Annotated in this window: 21 protein-coding genes; 6 read left to right on the forward strand and 15 right to left on the reverse strand. The window is 49.0% G+C overall.

Translation table 11 applies throughout. From position 1 onward, the window contains the following. Positions 1-61: 61 nt before the first annotated feature. The 4 genes from ACFPYJ_RS03870 to ilvB form a co-directional block, all read right to left on the reverse strand. On the reverse strand, positions 62-1,606 hold the full coding sequence (locus ACFPYJ_RS03870; RefSeq protein WP_379186722.1) for a 2-isopropylmalate synthase: 1,545 nt from the start codon (positions 1,604-1,606) through the stop codon (positions 62-64). Between the two features lie 203 nt (positions 1,607-1,809). Further along, positions 1,810-2,802 (reverse strand): ketol-acid reductoisomerase, encoded by a 993-nt coding sequence (gene ilvC, locus ACFPYJ_RS03875; protein ID WP_379186723.1) that lies wholly within the window; start codon positions 2,800-2,802, stop codon positions 1,810-1,812. Between the two features lie 163 nt (positions 2,803-2,965). Beyond that, positions 2,966-3,451: an acetolactate synthase small subunit gene (ilvN, locus tag ACFPYJ_RS03880; protein ID WP_379186724.1), complete on the reverse strand. Its 486-nt coding sequence runs from the start codon at positions 3,449-3,451 to the stop codon at positions 2,966-2,968. Beyond that, positions 3,448-5,193: a biosynthetic-type acetolactate synthase large subunit gene (gene ilvB, locus ACFPYJ_RS03885; protein ID WP_379186725.1), complete on the reverse strand. Its 1,746-nt coding sequence runs from the start codon at positions 5,191-5,193 to the stop codon at positions 3,448-3,450. Before ilvB ends, ilvN begins: the two co-directional genes overlap by 4 nt. 533 nt (positions 5,194-5,726) lie before the next feature. Between ilvB and ACFPYJ_RS03890 the strand changes: the two genes are divergently transcribed. Then, positions 5,727-6,182: a GNAT family N-acetyltransferase gene (locus ACFPYJ_RS03890; protein ID WP_379186726.1), complete on the forward strand. Its 456-nt coding sequence runs from the start codon at positions 5,727-5,729 to the stop codon at positions 6,180-6,182. 6 nt (positions 6,183-6,188) lie between these two features. Here ACFPYJ_RS03890 and ACFPYJ_RS03895 read toward each other — a convergent pair whose 3' ends face one another. The 6 genes from ACFPYJ_RS03895 to ACFPYJ_RS03920 all read right to left on the reverse strand — a co-directional run bounded on the left by ACFPYJ_RS03895 (position 6,189) and on the right by ACFPYJ_RS03920 (position 10,961). Beyond that, positions 6,189-6,599, reverse strand: a complete 411-nt coding sequence (locus ACFPYJ_RS03895; protein ID WP_379186727.1) for a hypothetical protein — start codon at positions 6,597-6,599, stop codon at positions 6,189-6,191. A gap of 213 nt (positions 6,600-6,812) precedes the next feature. Next, positions 6,813-7,172 (reverse strand): 50S ribosomal protein L20, encoded by a 360-nt coding sequence (gene rplT / locus ACFPYJ_RS03900; RefSeq protein ID WP_379186728.1) that lies wholly within the window; start codon positions 7,170-7,172, stop codon positions 6,813-6,815. Between the two features lie 49 nt (positions 7,173-7,221). Further along, positions 7,222-7,425, reverse strand: a complete 204-nt coding sequence (gene rpmI / locus ACFPYJ_RS03905) for a 50S ribosomal protein L35 (RefSeq protein ID WP_379186729.1) — start codon at positions 7,423-7,425, stop codon at positions 7,222-7,224. A 27-nt stretch (positions 7,426-7,452) separates the two neighbouring features. After that, a complete protein-coding gene (gene infC, locus ACFPYJ_RS03910; protein WP_379186820.1) occupies positions 7,453-8,040 on the reverse strand; it encodes a translation initiation factor IF-3 in 588 nt (195 codons plus the stop codon). A 199-nt stretch (positions 8,041-8,239) separates the two neighbouring features. Then, complete coding sequence (locus tag ACFPYJ_RS03915; RefSeq protein WP_379186730.1) at positions 8,240-9,478, reverse strand: glycosyltransferase family 2 protein; 1,239 nt, start codon at positions 9,476-9,478, stop codon at positions 8,240-8,242. 304 nt (positions 9,479-9,782) lie between these two features. Further along, on the reverse strand, positions 9,783-10,961 hold the full coding sequence (locus tag ACFPYJ_RS03920; protein WP_379186731.1) for a glycosyltransferase family 4 protein: 1,179 nt from the start codon (positions 10,959-10,961) through the stop codon (positions 9,783-9,785). 367 nt (positions 10,962-11,328) lie between these two features. On the opposite strand from ACFPYJ_RS03920, the gene ACFPYJ_RS03925 reads away from it, so the two are divergent. Beyond that, positions 11,329-11,886 (forward strand): phosphatase PAP2 family protein, encoded by a 558-nt coding sequence (locus ACFPYJ_RS03925; protein WP_379186732.1) that lies wholly within the window; start codon positions 11,329-11,331, stop codon positions 11,884-11,886. Here ACFPYJ_RS03925 and trmB read toward each other — a convergent pair. Together trmB and ACFPYJ_RS03935 are read right to left on the reverse strand one after the other, a co-directional pair. After that, positions 11,805-12,587, reverse strand: a complete 783-nt coding sequence (gene trmB, locus ACFPYJ_RS03930; protein ID WP_379186733.1) for a tRNA (guanosine(46)-N7)-methyltransferase TrmB — start codon at positions 12,585-12,587, stop codon at positions 11,805-11,807. The genes ACFPYJ_RS03925 and trmB overlap by 82 nt on opposite strands. Before the next feature lie 157 nt (positions 12,588-12,744). Further along, a complete protein-coding gene (locus tag ACFPYJ_RS03935; protein ID WP_379186734.1) occupies positions 12,745-12,930 on the reverse strand; it encodes a hypothetical protein in 186 nt (61 codons plus the stop codon). Positions 12,931-13,254: 324 nt separating this feature from the next. Between ACFPYJ_RS03935 and mnmL the strand changes: the two genes are divergently transcribed. Genes mnmL through ACFPYJ_RS03955 form a run of 4 tightly spaced genes read left to right on the forward strand, consistent with a single transcriptional unit; the run spans position 13,255 to position 16,334 of the window. Next, on the forward strand, positions 13,255-14,223 hold the full coding sequence (gene mnmL, locus ACFPYJ_RS03940) for a tRNA modification radical SAM protein MnmL/YtqA (protein WP_379186735.1): 969 nt from the start codon (positions 13,255-13,257) through the stop codon (positions 14,221-14,223). Then, positions 14,224-14,874 carry a class I SAM-dependent methyltransferase gene (locus tag ACFPYJ_RS03945; RefSeq protein WP_379186736.1) on the forward strand — a complete coding sequence of 217 codons (651 nt, stop codon included), beginning with the start codon at positions 14,224-14,226 and terminating at the stop codon, positions 14,872-14,874. It abuts the gene before it with no gap. Positions 14,875-14,920: 46 nt separating this feature from the next. Then, the gene (locus tag ACFPYJ_RS03950) at positions 14,921-15,313 is read left to right on the forward strand and encodes a VOC family protein (protein ID WP_379186737.1); all 393 of its coding nucleotides are present in this window, start codon (positions 14,921-14,923) and stop codon (positions 15,311-15,313) included. 55 nt (positions 15,314-15,368) lie between these two features. Then, the gene (locus ACFPYJ_RS03955; protein ID WP_379186738.1) at positions 15,369-16,334 is read left to right on the forward strand and encodes a type I phosphomannose isomerase catalytic subunit; all 966 of its coding nucleotides are present in this window, start codon (positions 15,369-15,371) and stop codon (positions 16,332-16,334) included. 519 nt (positions 16,335-16,853) lie between these two features. Here ACFPYJ_RS03955 and ACFPYJ_RS03960 read toward each other — a convergent pair. From ACFPYJ_RS03960 to ACFPYJ_RS03970, 3 genes are all read right to left on the reverse strand, one after another. Beyond that, complete coding sequence (locus ACFPYJ_RS03960; protein WP_379186739.1) at positions 16,854-18,113, reverse strand: MFS transporter; 1,260 nt, start codon at positions 18,111-18,113, stop codon at positions 16,854-16,856. Between the two features lie 219 nt (positions 18,114-18,332). After that, positions 18,333-19,310, reverse strand: a complete 978-nt coding sequence (locus ACFPYJ_RS03965) for a phosphotransferase (protein WP_379186740.1) — start codon at positions 19,308-19,310, stop codon at positions 18,333-18,335. A 177-nt stretch (positions 19,311-19,487) separates the two neighbouring features. Next, a complete protein-coding gene (locus tag ACFPYJ_RS03970; RefSeq protein ID WP_379186741.1) occupies positions 19,488-19,772 on the reverse strand; it encodes a hypothetical protein in 285 nt (94 codons plus the stop codon). Positions 19,773-19,870 lie beyond the last annotated feature (98 nt).

Below are 19,870 nucleotides of genomic sequence, written 5' to 3' on the forward strand. Positions count from 1 at the left end.
GCAAAAAAACACCGCAGGAGCCCTGATAACGGCTGCTGCGGTGTTCTATTTCCGATTCGAATTAGATCAAGCTCATTTTATCGCGGCGTCCAGGTGATTTGCGTTTCTCAATGAGACGGTTGAGCGCATCGATATAAGCACGCGCACTCGCCTCCAGAATATCCGTGCTGAGGCCGCGGCCTTGCGCAGACACTTCATCCTGTTTGAGAACAACATGCACCTCGCCAAGCGCATCTTTGCCATGCGTAACCGATTTGATCGAGTAATCCTCGAGCTCCACCGTTTCGCTTGTAACCGCATCAATTGCATTATAGATCGCATCAACAGAGCCGTTGCCTTCAGCCGTTTGTTCCCGGACTCCATCCTCTACAACCCGGATCGATACCGTCGCTGTAGGTGTCGACTGATTGCCGTAGCTCACTTGAAGCTTCTCAAGCGTGTACACTTCCGGTGTATCAATCAGCTTCTCTTCGAGCATCGCACGAATATCTTCGTCGCTGACGTTCTTCTTCTTATCCGCCAGATCCTTGAATTTACCGAATGCCGCGTTAACAGCATTCTCACCAAGGTCATAGCCAAGATCGATAAGCTTCTCACGGAATGCTGCCCGGCCTGAGTGCTTGCCTAGAACCAGCTTCGAATCGACCAAGCCGATCGTTTCTGGAGAAATGATTTCGTACGTCGTTTTCTCCTTCAACATACCGTCTTGATGGATGCCTGATTCATGAGCAAAAGCATTAGCACCAACGATTGCTTTGTTACCCGGTATAACCATACCTGTCAGCTTGCTGACCAATCGGCTCGTCTTTGCAATTTCCTTCAGGTTAAGGGAAGTTGTCGCCTGGAAGAAATCAGCACGGGTTGCAAGGGCCATTGCGACTTCTTCAATCGCCGTGTTACCCGCACGTTCACCGATCCCATTGATGGTACCCTCAATTTGATCAGCGCCATTAAGAATCGCCGCGAGCGCATTGGCTGTTGCCATGCCGAGATCGTCATGGCAATGTGCGCTAAGCTGGATCTTCTCGATGCCAGGCACTTCGTTTTTCAACGTTTTGAAGATATTCCCGAACTCCGAAGGGTTCATATAGCCAACCGTATCCGGAATGTTAACGACAGTAGCTCCCGCACGAATAGCCATAGCTGTAACTTCGCAGAGGAAATCAAGCTCCGTGCGTCCTGCATCCTCAGGAGAAAATTCGATTTTGTCAAAATACTGCTTCGCATAACGAATCGCACGCTCAGCATTCTCAAGCACCTGCTCCTTCTCCATCCGAAGCTTATACTTCCTGTGGATTGGCGAGGTAGCCAGGAACAAATGAAGACAAGGATCCGCGGCGCCTTTAAGCGCCTCACGCGCAGCATCGATATCCTGCTCACGGGAACGGGATAAGCCGATAACAGTCGCATTCTTCACAGCACGCGCAACCGCATTAACCGCCGCCAAGTCACCTGGGGAAGCAGCAGGGAAGCCAGCCTCGATCCGGTCAACACCAAGTCTCTCCAGCTGATATGCAATTTCGACCTTCTCCTGCGTATTCAAGTTAACGCCCGGGGATTGCTCTCCATCACGCAGCGTCGTATCGAAAATATAAATTTTACGCATCTTGCACCTCCTGAAAGTTTTGCGAAGCAAAACTACTTCGTAAGCATGAACCTTAAGTTTTGCGAAGCAAAACGACTTCGTATTTAACAATGATCCCGGACGACGAAACGGTCCTGCTGTTGCCTTAGCGGCACGAGAAGGACCGTCCCGTTCATCCGGGATGCTGAATTGCTTATCTATACGCCGGGATCGGCAGCGTTATCTTACTTTTTGATCCAGTGCATCAATTCACGAAGCTGTCCGCCGACCACTTCGATCGGGTGCTCGGATTCGTTGCGGCGAGTTGCCGTCATGAATGCATTGTTGGATTGGTTCTCCAAGATAAAGTCGCGAGCGAATTTACCTTGTTGAATATCAGTCAGAACCGCTTTCATCGCTTTCTTCGTTTCATCCGTTACGATGCGTGGTCCAGTAACATAGTCACCGTATTCTGCTGTATTGGAGATCGAATCACGCATTGTGGAAAGACCGCCTTCATACATCAGGTCGACGATCAGTTTCAGCTCATGCAGACACTCGAAGTAAGCCATTTCTGGAGCATAGCCGGCTTCAACAAGCGTTTCAAAGCCTGCTTTAACAAGTGCAGTCGCGCCACCGCAAAGAACAGCTTGCTCACCGAACAAATCGGTTTCTGTTTCTTCACGGAATGAAGTTTCGATAACGCCTGCACGAGTACAGCCGATACCTTTTGCATATGCAAGACCGATTGCTTTCGCATTACCAGTCGCATCCTGCTCGATTGCAATCAGACCTGGAACGCCAAAACCTTCTGTATACGTACGACGAACCATGTGGCCCGGTGATTTAGGAGCAACAAGCAATACGTCTGTATCTTTGCGAGCTACGATTTGTCCAAAATGAACGTTGAAGCCGTGGGAGAACATAAGTGCTGCGCCTTGCTTCAGGTTTGGTTCGATTTCTTCTTTGTATACACGTGCTTGCGTTTCATCCGGCATAAGGATTTGTACGATGTCTGCGATTTTTACTGCTTCGCCAACGGACAATACTTCAAAGCCGTCATTTTTTGCTTTTTCTGCGGATTTACCAGCGCGAAGACCGATAACCACTTTCAGTCCGCTGTCGCGAAGGTTTTGTGCTTGTGCGTGACCTTGGGAGCCGTAACCGATAACTGCGATTGTTTTGCCTTGCAGAACGCTTTGGTCTGCATCTTTTTCATAGTACAATGTAACTGCCATTTGTAAATGAAGCCTCCTTTAATTTAACCCTTTTGAGCGGGTGTTAAAGGAGGGACGGTCGGATTGAAGGTCATCCGATCTCCCCCTCTTTAACTCCCGCCCAAAATTGGGCGTAAAGCCGGGTAACGCCTATAACTTTACCAACAGAACTGCAGCGTACTGATTATTTACCATTTCCGCGAATCATAGCCGTAACACCAGTACGGGACAGCTCCCGAATGCCGTAAGGCTTCAAGAGTTCTACCATCGCATCGATTTTCTCCGAGTCGCCGACAACTTGTACCATCAGCGTACTTGTCCCGATATCGACAACGGCAGCACGGAATGTATCAACAACCCCAAGAATTTCCGGACGGGCTGTTGGCTCTGCATTTACCTTGATCAGCGCGAGCTCGCGGCCAACCATCGGGTTTGCACTCAAATCAATAACTTTAATAACATCAATAAGCTTGTACAATTGCTTAATAACCTGCTCCAGCGTACTGTCATCGCCTGTTGTTACAATTACCATCCGGGACAAGCCGGCTTCCTCGCTTGTCCCGACTGTAATACTTTCAATATTGAAGCCGCGGCGGCCAAAAAGGCCGGATACACGCTGAAGGACGCCGGGCTGATCATTTACGAGAACTGCAATCGTATGTTTCTTCATTCCGAATCCCCCATTAACATCTGGTCAATTGTGGATCCCTGCGTAACCATCGGATATACGTTCTCGTCCTTGCGAACAACGAACTCGATTACGGCCGGTCCCGGATGATTCATCGCTTCAAGCCATACAGCCCGTGCATCTTCCTTGTTCGATGCGCGGAAGCCTTTGACGCCATAAGCTTCTGCCAATTTAACAAAGTCAGGGCTGCCCGACAAGTCGATGTGGCTGTAACGGTTCTCATAGATAAGCTCCTGCCATTGGCGTACCATTCCAAGCACTTGGTTATTGATAATAACCACTTTGACCGGAATATTGTTAATCGCGCAAATCGCAAGTTCCTGTGCACACATTTGCATACCGCCGTCACCGTTGATTGAGACAACGAGACGATCCGGATTTGCCATTTGAGCACCGATTGCGGACGGAAATCCAAAGCCCATCGTTCCAAGGCCGCCTGAAGTGACCCATGAACGCGGTTTGTTGAATTTGTAATACTGCGCTGCCCACATTTGATGCTGACCAACGTCAGTCGTTACAATTGCATCGCCCTTTGTTTCCTCATAGATCATCTCGATGACCCACTGCGGCTTAAGCTCGACATCAGAATCTACATATTGGAACGGCTTCGCTTTCTTGGATGCCGCTACTTGCTCGCGCCATGCATCGGCTTTCTCCGCATATTTCACTTCTTTGTTAGCCATTTCAAGAACCGTCTTTACATCGCCGACAATCGGGATATGCGTCGGTACATTTTTACCGATTTCCGCAGGATCGATATCAATATGAACAATCTTGGCCAGCGGAGCGAATCCTTTTAGCTTACCAGTCACCCGGTCATCGAACCTTGCGCCGATATTGATCAATAGATCTGCACTTTGAATGGACATATTGGCTGTGTACGTACCGTGCATGCCCGGCATGCCGATCCACAAATCCTCGCCGCTAGGGAAAGCACCCAGACCGAGCAGCGTTGTTGTAATTGGAATGCCTGATTTCGTAACGAATTCATGCAGCTCCTCATGAGCTCCGGAGTAAACGACTCCGCCGCCTGCAAGAATGAGCGGACGCTCTGCTTCTTGAATCGCCTTCAGCAGCTTATCAACCTGCTGTTTTTTCGGCGTTACCGTTGGATTGTAGCCGCGGATGCTTACTTCCTTAGCTGGCTCGAACATTGTAAGCTCTGCTGAAACATCCTTCGGAATATCGATAAGCACTGGACCTTTGCGTCCTGTATTGGCAATATGGAACGCTTCGTGAATGATACGCGGCAGATCAGCAGCCTTGCGCACCAAATAGCTATGTTTAGTAATCGGCATCGTGATGCCGGTAATATCAGCTTCTTGGAAAGCATCCGTTCCAATGAGGGTTGTAGCTACGTTACCTGTAATGACAACAAGCGGTACCGAGTCCATATAGGCGGTTGCTATCCCTGTTACTAGATTAGTGGCACCTGGGCCTGACGTTGCGATACATACACCGACTTTGCCGCTTGCCCGTGCATAGCCGTCTGCCGCATGAATGGCGCCTTGCTCGTGGCGGGTCAGCAGATGCTGAAAATCTGAAAATCCGTGCATAGCATCATAGATGTACAATACAGCACCGCCGGGATATCCAAAGACACATTCGACACCCTCCAGCACCAAGCTGCGAAGCAAAATTTCCGAACCTGAAATGACCTCTGACTTATTCAGTTTTTCCAGTAATTCTTCTTTTGACCTTAGCGTTGCGTTTTGAGCGACCATCAAGTCGTCCTCCCTTCTTAAAAAACAAAAAAACCTCTCGTCTCCAGACACAATAACGTCTAGGGACGAAAGGTTGAAATCTTCCGTGGTACCACCCAAATTTGTTACATACCTCGCAGCATGCAACCTCAAAAGGTAAGAACGGGTTAATGTTCATACCTTGGCACATTAACGTGTGCCTTACGATTTCCCCTAATAGCAACCCGGCAATATGCCTAAGTTCTTTTCAAGGAAACAGCTCCGAGGTGAGCTCGTTGGAAAGGGATTCTGGCGACGGTTGCAGCAAATCCGTCCGCTCTCTGAGCAAAAGAGCCCTTAACACTTCGTCCTCTTCATAGCAATTAACTTTATGATAATGGCATCAGCCATTTCTTCTTCGCTTAAAATTTATTATATGCTTTGGTATACCTTTAGTCAAGAACTAGGATGAGCATTTCAGCAAAAAGTTATGTACCCGCAGACAATAAGGAATGCGCACGCTCGCATTTCCTCAACATACGATATCTTAAATGAGACGGAAAGCAGGAGGATTGATGATACGATTTTGGCGCCGTCGGACTGACGAGTCGGAGATCATCCGCTTAATCAAGGCGGAACTTATACCGCTATCCCATACAGCTTCGCCCCGTGACGCACAGACCATCCGGGAGCTCCCTAAACGTCTTAGACAGGGTGTTACTCTTGTCTTCTCACGTACGAAAACGAGCACACCACTCGGATTCATCCACTTCTATGTCAGAGAGGATTTACTCCTATATGATATGCTCGCCGTTCATCCCCGGCATCGCGGCCGGAAGATTGGAACCACGCTCATGTCGTATGCAGAAGGTTACGGCCGCTCCAAAAATTGCACCTTAGCAAGGCTGTACGTAGATCGTGGAAATCCCAAAGCACAGCGATTGTATGCAGAGCTTGGATTCCAGACCGTCAATTACTATGAGCAATTACGCTGCTACGAAATGATTAAACCTTTGAATGCGCCATTTTAGAAAGACTTAATAAAAGGTGTTGTTATACCCGGTGTTAAAACCATCGTAGCCGTTAAAGCCGCCACAAGGCTTTGGACAGCATTGATTAAAGCCTCCGCAGCTTCCGCCGTAACCGCCGCCAAAGCCACCTCCGTAACCGCCTCCGAAGCCGCCGCCGAAGCCGCCGCCGAAGCCGCCGAAGCCGCCTCCGAAGCCTGCGAAAGGAAGCGTACCAATTGCCAGTAAGTCAAATAGAACGAGAGGCAGTATCGCCTTCGTTTTGACCACTTTCCCTTTATCGCTTCCCACTGGACGCAAGTAAAGTTTATTCTGTTGGATCTTTACAAGCTTGCCTGATGCTAACGAGCCGTCTTTTCGAACTGCGTAAACGGTTTTGCCTACCAGTTTTTTGACTTGCTCTTTGGAGACGCGCTGCATGCGTTGTTCCTCCTTCAACAATTTTCATATCTCGCGTAAGCTATTCGCTTAGTTGTCCTATAGTGTATTCCAGTACGTCCCGCTTGGATTGTACCGTTGTCCATAGTCGAGCTAAAGATAGGTCGTTGAAGGTTTGCGGCAGATTTAAATGAACATAAAGAAGAGCGTCTTCCACATGGAAAGACGCTCGATCTTCTTACAAATGAGAAAACGCTATGCGTTTACTTTTTGTTTGGCTACGCCTGCAAGCGAGTTGAACGAGCTGATATCGTTAACCGCAAGGTCAGCAAGCATTTTGCGGTTAACTTCGATACCCGCAAGTTTCAAGCCGTACATGAATTTGCTGTAGGACAAGCCGTTTTGGCGAGCTGCAGCGTTGATACGAACGATCCACAGTTTGCGGATGTCGCGTTTATGTTGACGACGGTCACGGTAAGCATAAAGCAAGGATTTCATAACTTGCTCTTTAGCTGTTTTAAACAGGCGATGCTTGGAACCGAAATAACCTTTTGCTAGTTTCAAAATTCTTTTACGACGACGTGCGCGGACGAATCCGCCTTTAACTCTTGCCATGAGTAGAAACCTCCCGAATGTTGTTTAAGCTATGAAAGCTATATTTGGACTAACCTTTAATGTTTGAAAGACCTTGTTGAAGACGTTTGTAGTCGCCAGTAGCAAGCAGTGGCTGAGTAGCCAATACGCGTTTTTGACGAGCGGATTTACCGGAAAGCAAGTGGTTTTTGTATGCTTTGTAACGCATAACTTTACCAGTACCCGTAATTTTGAAACGGTCTTTCAAGCTGCTGTGTGTTTTCATCTTAGGCATGTGGTGTTCCTCCTCAAAGAATGTAAGTTAGTTAGTCGTTTTAGGTGCCAAAATCATGATCATGCTGCGGCCTTCAAGCTTTGGCTGACGCTCCATGACGCATAGCTCGGCAACTTCGTTAGCAAGACGATCAAGTATACGTTGGCCGACAGAAGCATGTGTAATTTCGCGGCCGCGGAAACGAACCGAGCACTTTACTTTGTCGCCTTCGCCTAGGAATTTAACAACATTGCGGTATTTAGTCTGGTAATCGTTCTCGTCGATGTTGGCACGGAACCATACTTCCTTCGTATCCACAATCTTCTGATTCTTCCGGGCTTCTTTATCTTTCTTCTGCTGCTCGTAACGGAATTTGCCGTAATCCATGATTCGGCATACCGGTGGTTTAGCCGTAGGCGCTACATTCACCAGATCCAAGTTTAAATCGATTGCCATCTGAAGTGCTTCACGAAACAATTTGATCCCAATTTGCTCGCCTTCAGCACCGACGACGCGTACTTCTCTGGCCCGAATTTCATCATTAATTTGATGTTCCCTGCTAATAACCTGCCACCTCCAAAATTTACGAATCGTCTTACAAAAATCAAAAAATGCGGATCCGCTCGGGACCCGCATTCCAATAACCAAGATTGTTGTTGCAACGCAAGAACTGCGAAGCTCCATGTTCAATCCAATCATCGATCGCATAACCATTCGGCCAAAACCGAGTAGGTGAGAAGCGGGTGCCTCTACTTGTGCGTAACCACGCTTTGCTGCATGGTACTGAAAAACTATATCACAGACAGGGAGTGACTGTCAACAAACTTATATGCGGCTAAACTTGCTTGCTTTGCACCTCTTCAAGCCGGAGAACTCGCGTATGCTGCGTATGACTCCATTGCTTGTTGTTTTGCGTGAAGAAGGCATAACAGGTGATCGGCAGCCAGGAAAGCTGGAAAACCACCATCGACAGCAAATGTGCATACATCTTGCCTGACTTTATTCCTTCCAGCATCATAACGAGCGGGAACATGACGACCGCTAATGAGATGGCTACAACCGGCACCCAGTTCGGCAGATAATAATAAATGGACGTGAACAAATTGTCTGCCGGGATGATGTTATCTCCCCAAAGCAGTGCCGTTGCCAAAAATCCGATGAACGTGTTATACACCGAGATGGAATACAATGCGGCATCAAATTTCACAAAGCTGCGTTCCTTGATACTTGACCAAAGCAGCGGGAAGAAGTAATGGCGGGCGACTGTAAAATGCCCCTGCATCCAACGAAGACGCTGACGGGAAGAAGCTTTGAAGGAAAGCGGCTTCTCATCGTAAACCTTCGCTTCGTAGTTCAGAACAGGATGAACGCCTCGCTGCACACAGCGCATTGAGAACTCCAAATCCTCGACAAGGCTTGTTGCTCCCCATCCCATTTCTTTCATCAGGCCGGTCTCGAAGCACATTCCTGTGCCGCCCAGATAGTTGGCCATATTAAGATTTCTGCGGGAAAGCTGCCACAGACGGTTGCAGTACCAGTAGGTGATCGCATAGGATGCAGTGACCCATGAATCTGTAGGATTCTTCGTATCCAGATAGCCTTGGATAACTTTATGACCTTCACACAAATCGTTGTTCATGTGGATCAGGAAGTCATTGCCTACCAGGTTGTCTGCATCGAACATAACGATGGCATCGTACTGCTTGGGCATGGCCCACAATTCTTTGAGCATCCATTCAATTGCATGACCTTTACCACGCAGATGAGGATTTTTGCGTTCACAAGCTTGAACACCGTAGCTGCGGGCGATTTCAGCCGTGCCGTCGGTACAATTATCACAGATGACAAAAATATCGTAGAGTTCCTTCGGGTATTCCAGGTTTTTCAGGTTCTCAATGAGTGCCCCAACGACTTGCTCCTCGTTATGAGCGGCTACCAAGACTGCGAACGACTTCTGCGGCTTATGCCGGAGTGCCTTACGTTTCCTTACAATACCGAACAAAGAAATACTGAATTGATACACGCCGACGAACGCCAAAAAGATTTGCACAAAAATAATAATGATGTTGAACATATACTGCCCCCTTGAGACCCCATTTTTCATATTCTCTCTGTTAAGTTTTTCTGTTTCATTCAAGTATGCAGACTTCTCTTTGTCTATTTATTCCGCAACCATAATGATTTTCCACACATTACGTCTCTTTGTCAAAACTTGAAATCGGGACTGAACGTCAGGAAACCTTGGAAAAACGCTTGCATTGTCCATCATAGAACCGTTATCCATGTTTTCTGACGTCTCACCCTTATTTTCATCCATTTACTAAAAAATCATGACACTTTATCATAAACGAATTACGAATAAAAAAAGTTTCGTTTATTTATCTGCTTATGTGACGGATCGTTGAACGATGATCGGGAAGTTCAGCCTCTTCGCAGCGATGAAGAAGCTCGGCAAAAATGCCATCCCACGATTGACGCAAGCTATGAGCAAACCCGCGCGCCGCAAACCTCATGCCAAGCTCCTTATCCTTGTAGAGTTGTGAAAGCGCATCGCTGAAAGCATCCGCATTTCCCGGCTCGCAGCGAAGCCCGTTCCAGCCATGCTCCACCGTATCGACGACACCGCCTGCATCGGCGCATATTACGGGAGTCCCGCATGCCATTGCTTCGAGGACAACATTACCGAAAGTTTCCGTAGAGGAAGGAAATAAAAATACATTTGCCGCCGCATACCACTGCTGGAGCGCCGGCATGCCGGTGAACCCAAGAAACTGAACCCTGATACGCTCACGCTCGGCCTGTAGCTTAAGCTGCTCGGATGAAGGGCCGTCACCTGCAAGAACCAGGAGAGACTCGGGACACACATCACGCTGAAATTTAGCAAATGCTGTAAGTGCTACATCGACATTTTTCTCAGGAGACAATCTACCCGTATAGAGTACGATGAATGTATCAGGTGAAATACCATGCTGAGCGAGTAATGCGTTGCGATCGACTCCAGGATGGTACTGCTTGGTATCAATGCCTCGTGACCATACGGCCAGACGTGATTCATCCCACCCCCGTTCCTTCAATTCAAGCAAGGTTGATTTGGAGGGTACGAAGATAGAACGTGAATCATGATGAAACCAGTTCATATACCTCCATAACATCTTAACCATCCAATGCAAATTGTAAAACGGCAAATATCGGTCAAAATTCGTATGATAAGAGGCAATTAATGGAACATGGTACTTCCGGGCGTAGTGAACCCCGCATAATCCCATGTTAAATGGCGTTGCTACATGAATAAGTGTCGGTTGAAAATCATGAAGAGCACGGCGTATAAAAAGAGGTTTTGGAAGGGCAAGGCGGCATTCCGGATAGAGGAAGAAGGGGAAGCTTGTGAAGCGCTCAACCGATGACATGGAGGTATATTCATCACGGGCCGCAGGATCGGGTGCAAATACGAGACAGGGAATCCCTTGGCGTTTCAAGTAATCAACCCACCTTGCAAGAGTTCTTGCTACCCCATTAACATCCGGCTCGTACGTATCTGTAAATAGCGCTAACCTCACTGCAATCGCCTCCGTTTGTCCGGATGCACGGGACATTGCCATGCCCGGATAGTCGTTTGACGCTAGTATAAAGGTCTTGTGTTTTCCAGGAATCAACAACTAATGAATAGATCGTTAATAGTTCGTTAGCAGTCCGATGACACGGCGTGAACAATAAGGGATTAAAATAGAGCTGTCACAAAAACTAAGTTTATGCGAGTTTCACCGGTGTATGCACAATCTTAACGCAGGCTTTCGAAGCGGGTTTTGCTTGCCTAGCAAGTATTTCGTTGGATGATTAGAAACTTAAGCGGTGGCTTTCGGAGCGGTTTTGCTTGCCTAGAAGAAATTTCATTGGAGTATCACAAACCTTTTAGGAGGGGTCAGCATGGATCGTATGATGGATTGGCTTCTTTTGAGTGAGCAGCGCATGCTGCTGTGGGCAAATCGGAGACCGGTGCATCAGGGGATAAACATGTGGCTTAGTCGGTGGCTGGGTTTCATTACGCATACAGGGGGAGCTACGTTCACGCTTGTTAGCGCCCTGCTATGCGCGCTCTTGGCACCCGGGCCTTGGCGAACTGCCGGGCTGCAGTGTGCTGCGGGCGTGGCAATCAGCCATATTCCAGTCGCTATTGTGAAACGCAAATTCAGCCGGCTGCGCCCTTATCAGGCTATGCCTTATCTGAATACCTGCCGCAAGCCGCTGCATGACTCCTCATTTCCATCGGGCCATACAACGGCGATATTTGCCTGGCTGACGCCATGGCTGCTGGCAGATCTTTCACTTCTGCCGCTCCTGCTCCCGATTGCCCTCGTACTCGGCATTTCAGTCGCATGGTCGCGGATGTATCTCGGACTCCATTATCCTTCCGATGTTGCTGCTGGCTCTGTGCTTGGTTTATTAACGTCATCGTTAGTCGCTGCGGCTTGGTCTATGATCTGAGCCGCAAGCTTTGCTTCGCGATGAGCTGCTAGTGCTTTCTCACCAATGACCACTTCAACCCGGTGAATGTTATTCCCTTTTTCGACAAATTTCGCCTCATATTCCGTAAGCACCAAATCATCACGCAAAGTCTCTTTGTGCAGATGAAGTGAAATATTACGCATATGCAGCTCCATATCCGAAAAGCTGTTCAACGAAAATTCAAATAAAGATTGAGAATCCGTCTTAAAATGGATTTCTCCCTTATCATTAAGAATCTCGATGTATTTGGCTACAAACCTCGGATGGGTTAATCTTCTGCGGCCATGCTTGGCTTTAGGCCAAGGATCACTGAAATTCAAATGAATCCGCTCAATCTCATTCGAGCCAAAGATGTCTTCGATTTTCTCAATATTAGCCCGAAGCAGCGCTAAATTCGGTGTTTGGGGAGCACCATGCGCTTCCCACGCAAGCCGGGCTTTATCGCTGGCCCTACGGATCAATTCATCGTACATGTCGATGCCGATAAAATTAATATGCGGATTACGGACGCTCATATCGCTGATGAAGCGGCCCTTCCCCATGCCCAGCTCCACATAAATCGGCTTGTCATTGCCGAAGAAATCACGCCAGCGCCCCTTGAGCGGTGCCGCATCCAGAACAACCAGCTCCGGCTGCGCTTCTAAACTTTCAAGAATTCCTTTTCTGCCTCTTAGACGCATGTTTGATTGACTCCTTCACGTAACATAAAAATAAGCTAGTCCTTATTGTGCCGAACATCGGGCAAATTGTAAAGCAGCCTTCGGCAGACAAATAAAAAACAAAAAGCCGAAGGCGCTTCATGCACCTGTCGGCTTATGGAATGTAAATTTGGTGAAGTTAATTCAGCAGTTGGTCCGGCTGGCTTTGGCCTGCATCTAATACTTCATTCAGTTTCTTGCGAGCGGATACTTCAATATTATGGTTTCCGTAGAAACGGATGCCGGCAAGTGCCATAAGTTCTTTTCTCGTTAATTCAACCGTTACTTTCTCGTCCCCTTGGGGAATCTTAACTTGTGTGTTCATCTCTCATCACCTCTTGGTTTTATTTAAAACCTTTTCCAGCAATTGACCTGCTATGACAAGTGATTGGAATATGATACATGTAATGTTTAAACCTTGATCTTTCGCTGTTTCCTACTCTTTTAATATAACACCTTATGTTAGGTATTGCAAGCCTATTTTGAAAATATTTCTCGGAAAATTTCCAGTTCATTCGACATCCATCAGACGTCAAAATCAATTGATTTCCATAAGATTCTGGGTAGAATAATGGCGTTTCCAAGCAATTTTCGTTATGATTAACTTTAACACCGTACAAGCGATTTTAAAGCAAGAGGAGCACTTAAGATGCCGGTAGAACCACGAACTGATTTCGTTTCTATAGAACCTATCCTGTGGAACGACAAGAGATTTCATACATGGAATTACGAAATGCGGGAGCAATTCGGCGGGAAAGTCTTTAAAGTCATGCTGGATGCAGGCTTTACTTGTCCCAACCGCGACGGCTCGATTGCCGCCGGGGGCTGCACCTTCTGCAGTGCGCGGGGGTCAGGAGATTTTGCAGGCAGCCGCCGGGATGATTTGGTGACCCAATTCAATAACATCCGGGACCTGCAGCATCAAAAATGGCCGGATGCACGGTACATTGGGTATTTTCAAGCCTACACCAACACTTATGCCCCGGTAGAAGAGCTGCGGGAATACTACGAAGCAATTCTCATCCAGCCGGGTGTAGTAGGATTATCTATTGCCACCCGTCCCGACTGCCTGCCCGATGATGTCGTTGATTACCTGGCCGAGCTGAACGAGCGCACCTATCTGTGGATTGAGATGGGGCTGCAAACCGTTCACGAGTCGACCTCAACCCTGATTAACCGTGCGCATGATACCGCATGCTACATCGATGCGGTCAAGCGGCTCCGGGCCCGCGGCATTCGCGTATGCGCGCATATCATCTACGGCCTGCCTCAAGAAACGCATGAAATGATGCTCGAAACCGGCAAAGCTGTCGCTGCCATGGATATCCAGGGTATTAAGATCCATCTTCTCCATCTCATGCGCAAAACACCGATGGTTAAACAGTACGAGGCCGGCCTGCTTCGTTTCCTCGATCAGGACGAGTATGTGAAGCTCATTGGAGACACGCTGGAAATTCTCCCTCCCGATATGATCGTCCACCGGTTAACCGGCGATGCTCCGCGTGATTTGCTCATTGGGCCGATGTGGAGCTTGAAGAAGTGGGAAGTGCTCAACGCTATTGATGATGAACTGCGCCGCCGGAACACCTGGCAAGGCCGGCTGTGGGAGGCTCGGTAAATGGGTTTCCTATCCGTACTCAGCATGGCTCATAAGCTTATCAAGGAGCGTGTCTCGCCAGGCGATCTGGTGGTTGACGCTACCTGCGGCAACGGAGTCGATACGCTGATGCTGGCTGAGCTTACCGGTCCGCGCGGCTGCGTCTACGCCTTCGACATTCAAGAGCAGGCGTTGGAGCGAACACGCGACCGGCTTGCCGCTGCATTTGGCGATGATTCAGCTGCGGAAAGCCCGTCCCATATTGAGGGGAATGGGAGCGCCGCGAAACAGAAGCGAAAGCCGGAAGTGCATTTGGTACTTGACAGTCATGAAGCGATGGCTAATCATATACCTGTTGGTTCACATGGCCGTGCAGCTGCGGTTATGTTCAACTTAGGCTATCTGCCAGGCGCCGATCAGACGGTTATCACGAAGCCGGAAACGACAATAGCAGCACTTGATTCGGCTGTTCGTCTCCTTCGCATAGGCGGCATTATTACTGTCGTCTTATATCCGGGGCACTCCGGCGGCGACACGGAGACTCGCGAAGTCGAGCAGTGGGCATCCTCTTTATCCGTGCAGGATTGCCAATCTGTTATCTACCGGATGGCGCAAAGAGCAGATGCCCCTTATTTGATTGCCATTGAAAAAAAGGTTCACCTTGCACCTTGAGCAAGTTTATTAAATAATAAGAAGTTAATTTGAGGAGGATGTTAAGATGGGCGTACGCAAGCTGGAGCATGTTGGAATCATGGTTAAGAATCTGGAGAAGTCAATTGCTTTTTATACGGATGTTGTTGGTCTGACTTACTTATACACCCTGCCTCATACCAATGGGATCATTCGTCTTGCTTTCCTGGCCGGAGCAGAAGCGCGCGAATCCGAAATCGAGCTGATTGAAGGTTATGACGGTGAGCTTCCAGCTGAGGGCCGCACCCATCATGTCGCTTTTACTGTTGACGATGTAGAAGCCGAATTTACCCGTATTAAGGGACTTGGCGTTCCGCTGCGCGACACCGAAATTACAACACTGCCTAACGGCGCCCGCTATTTCTTCTTCTACGGCCCGGACGGTGAGTTTCTGGAAATGTTCCAGCCTGCTTCTAAGTAACAACCGGTTTCCACTGCTTCATTAACCACTACATAGATATAAGGAGATTACCATAATGACTAAAGCATACCCGCTTCAATTTCAACCGGAAATGAAAGAACGCATCTGGGGTGGACGAGCGCTCGAGCAGTTCGGCCTTACACTTCCAGAAGGATCAATCGGTGAGGGCTGGATGATCGGCGATCACCCGAACGGTACGACAAAAGTAATGAACGGGGAGCTTGCCGGACTTGGACTTGATGACATCCGCGAGCGTTATGGCCGTGAATTCTTCGGTACGAAGGGCTTTTCCGAGGAAGGGCGTTTCCCGCTTCTTATTAAATTACTCGATTGTAACGATGACCTGTCGATCCAAGTACATCCGACTGATTCCTATGAAGGCCTTCCAAAAGGAGAGCTTGGCAAGACTGAAATGTGGTATGTTCTTGATGCTGAGCCGGGTGCCAAGATCATCTACGGACTTAAGGAAGGCGTTGACCGCGCTGCGCTTGCTGCTGCCATTGAAGAGGGCCGCGTTATGGATACGCTGCAGGAAGTGCCGGTTGCAGCCGGAGATGCTTTCTACATCCCTGCAGGCACCGTTCATGCGCTGTGCGCCGGTGTCGTGGTTGCGGAAATTCAACAGAACTCCGATACGACTTACCGGGTGTTCGATTATAACCGCCCTGGACTCGACGGCAAGCTCCGCGAGCTGCACGTAGAGGATTCACTCAACGTAACCGCTTATGAAGGCGCTGGAGCAAGCCGCATGAAGACCGATAATATCGGTGATAATGAATGGCTTCAAATTGCGGAATCCCCCTATTTTATCGTGGAAAAAGGGCTCGTTCGCGCGCCTTGGAAGCTGTCGACAGCGCCTGAGAGCTTCGTCATTCTCGTTATCGCTGAAGGAACAGGCTCACTGAGCTGGGACGGCGGCAAGCTGGAACTCAAAGCCGGCGAATGTTTCCTGCTTCCTGCAAGCCTTGGCGCTTATGAGCTGGACGGGAATTTGACTGTGCTGCGCAGTGTAACGCCTTAATCGTTGTCGTAATCGCAGGAGACATTCGGCCATGACCTGGCCGGTCAGATGAATGAAGGCCGAAGTTGATGATCCAATAACGATTCTCACTTCGCGATTCGCAGCCAGTCTTGGCAGGCACCATGGCGGCTTTTCCGGAGAGCTTTGCTCCCGGTACCAGCCGCTAGGGTGCCTGCCATTTTTTCTGCATCTCCCGTCAACTCCTCATTGCAGCGCGCTCAGATCGATACGCGTTGGATCCGCTCTCCTCCCGCCCTTCCGGGCTTTGAAATTGAACTCCCGGATTTACGACGGCCGTATACGAATTTTCACTTGCAGACAGAGCATAATACGAGCTGCCCAGACTGCAGGTAATAAGCGCAGCAAGCAGCGCGGCTTTCTTCCGGATCCAAACTGCATGAACGTACCAATCCTCCCTTTCATACATTCCGAATGCAAAAAAACATGCCCCGCATGCAGGACATGTAATAAGCAGCCAAAAGCGCAGCAGCCGCCATTATTGAGAATTGCTTCCTGCGCTTATATAACTTCCCCCCGCTTGCGGAGAACCATATACAGAATAAGGCAGCAGGCCGAGCAAAGGAGCGCCAGCAGGGCGATGAATTCGTATCCGGCCTGAAGACCGAGGATCTGTCCCTCGTTCGCGCCTCGCCCTTGGAACAGGCTGTGCACGAAATCGATCATATATCCGATGAAGAGATTGCCCACGACGCTGGCAATGCCCATGAGCGTGACGGTGAAGGTAATCGCCGTGTCCGTCCCCTTGGGGTAGCGCTTGGCTATCATCGCCATAATCGTCGGATAGATCGGCGCAATGCCCGCGCCCGCAATGGCGAACAGAATTGCTCCCTTCTCGCCGATTGCAATTGCCGCCAGACTGCAAATTCCGGAGAATGCGGCGAAAATCATTACCGATAGCGTATACCCGATCCGGTCGGTGACAGGACCGAGGAACAACCGGGCCAGCGTGAAGAAGAGGAAGAAGGCGGACAGCATCCCGGAGGCATCCGACATGCTCCAGCCGTATGCTTTCTCCAGAAAATTGACCAGCCAGCTTCCCACGGCAAGCTCAGACACGACCCCGAATGATAATATGAAGACGATCAGCCATGCAATAGGATCGCGAATGAGCTTTCTGTATGAAATATGCTCGGACGGTTCGTGCATCTCTTCCGGGAACTTGCCCCAAAGCGAAGGGATGATCGGCAGAATGGCGAGGGACAGCATGATCAGGTACATCCCCCGCCAGCCCAATTCCCCGCCCGGTCCATGCCAGCCCATCATGGATGCGGCGATTAGCGGCGCGACAATCGAGCTCAGCCCATAGAAGAAATGCGCCAGATTCATCATCGTTCCCGTGTTTTTGGTGAAAATCCGGGCTGCCATGATGGCGAGTCCGATCTCCAGCATGCCGTTGCCGATATACATGAGGAAGTAGGATGCGGACAGGAATCCGTAGCCCTGCGCCGCGTACATGAGTACCCCGGCGATCGTCATGGAGGCAAATGCCGTGATGCCGGTCCATTTGATGCCGATTCGTTTGGATAATGCGGATGTGAACGTGCAGGCAGCCAGATAGCCAAGAGAGTTCAGCGCGAGCAGCATGCCAAGCTGCCCTTCGTCTAAGCTGAAGTCGGCCTGCATCCTTGGAATCGCGGGGCCTTTAATATTTTCGGAGAAACCGAAGATCAGGAACCCTCCGAAAACGACGAACAGCAATAGAATATCATTGAGCCTGAGCCGGGTCCGTGTATTGGATTTGTGCATGGAATTGTGCATGAATTTGTTCCTCTTTGTATGAATTTGCGCCCCCTGAAGTCCACGGAACTCCCTACATTTTCCTCTCATCCGGACTCGTTTGTCAACTCCTTTATCCATTCAACTCCGCAGCCGCTTTGTCAGCGGGGGCTTCTCTATTCGAATCCCTCCTGGCATGAATCCTATTTCGTCAGCTGGAGCGTATCATTAAGGTTTGTATCAGCCTATTCTATCCATCGATCAGTCCAAGAAACGAAGGGAATTCTCCACATTGGACTGCATGATTTCCTCAGCCAACAGACGGTTAGGGAATCCCCGCTGCATAAGCTTCAAGCCTCCTGCCGATAAGGATAAATGATGGCAGAGCTTATACATCCGCATCCGATCCTCATCAAGATCAGCCCGATCCAGATAATGCCTGTAGTTATCAAACCGAAATTCCATGAAGCTGTGTTCATGCTCCACATCAAAGAACATCGCACCTTCAATATCGATGATATACGGCTCCAGCTTGTCGTTCACCAGAACGTGGTCAGGCCCCAGTTCCGAATGAATAAAACCGTAATCGCTGCGCGGTGTAAGAGCGGCTGCGAATCCATCCAGCAGTCGCGTCAGCCTCATTCGGTTCCGCGCTAAACAATCCTCGTAAAGACTTGCATACCGAAGCTGCTCAATCGCATTTTCATAAATTTCCGTATGGCAAGACTCCGAATAACCCCCAGCACTCCTGCCTGCCTTTCCCCAAAGCTGTCTCCTGCTGTCATGCATCCGCATGAGCTGATCTCTGAAAGGAATGAATATCTGGTCCTGGACGCTTCGTTCTGCTGTAAAATAAGAACTCAAATAGTCTCCCTGTATATACTCTACAAAAGCGAAATCATTCGCATATACCGACCGTTCCTTATTCATATAATAGAGCGCAGGTGTCTTGATTCCCTGCTGGAGCAGGAAGCGGTTATTATTCTCGAACAGCTCAGCGCCGAAGGATTCCTGATGATCCGAAGCGGCTTGTATTTCCTCTTGAAAGTAATTGTTCGCCATATCCCAGATGTACAGCACGAACTGAAATCCATCCTCGCACGTCACTCTGAATACCGTTTTCTGGGCACCGCCGTGAAAGTTTGACAAGCTTGCGATCCGATGCGATCTGCCAAACGCATCCTGCATGCATTGCGACAAATAATTGCGCTCAATTGGACAACCTTCATTCCTTACCATTGCCTTCAACTCCATTCATCAGATTCGTTTCTGGTCTAATTTACAGGGAAAACCAATAAAAATATAGACTGTTTCTGAACGCTCTGGTATGATGTTGAATTAGGTCTTGATAAAATTCGGCATACAAAGAAGCTGGCAGACGCCATGTCTGCCAGCTTCTTGTCGCGTGTGCGCTTCCTATGCAATGGCTGCCTTAGTCAAGGAATTGAAACACAAAAAACCCGGCCTGGCTCCGGGTGCGCATAGCCCGCGTTTCTCGCATGGCTGCTCCGGGAGCATCTCTCCGGCTTTTGTCCAATTCTCCAAATCTTCACTCTTCGCAATTCCGATTGCCCAGCCATCTTCCTCGCGGCTGTCATGATAGGGCGGAATGGAATAATAAATATAATAAACGCCTTCAAATCGCACGACAGCCGGATCCTTAGCATATGCTCTTCCTCTGCTCGTATCGGCAAACTTCACTATTACAGCCTCCTTATCGCTCATATGGAAACGGCTGGAAGGACCATCCGCTGCTCAAAAGTATTGGCGAGTGCCGGTAAGAGGGTAAATAGTCATTT

This window comes from Paenibacillus solisilvae (assembly GCF_042656405.1).
Taxonomy (GTDB): domain Bacteria; phylum Bacillota; class Bacilli; order Paenibacillales; family Paenibacillaceae; genus Paenibacillus_Z; species Paenibacillus_Z solisilvae.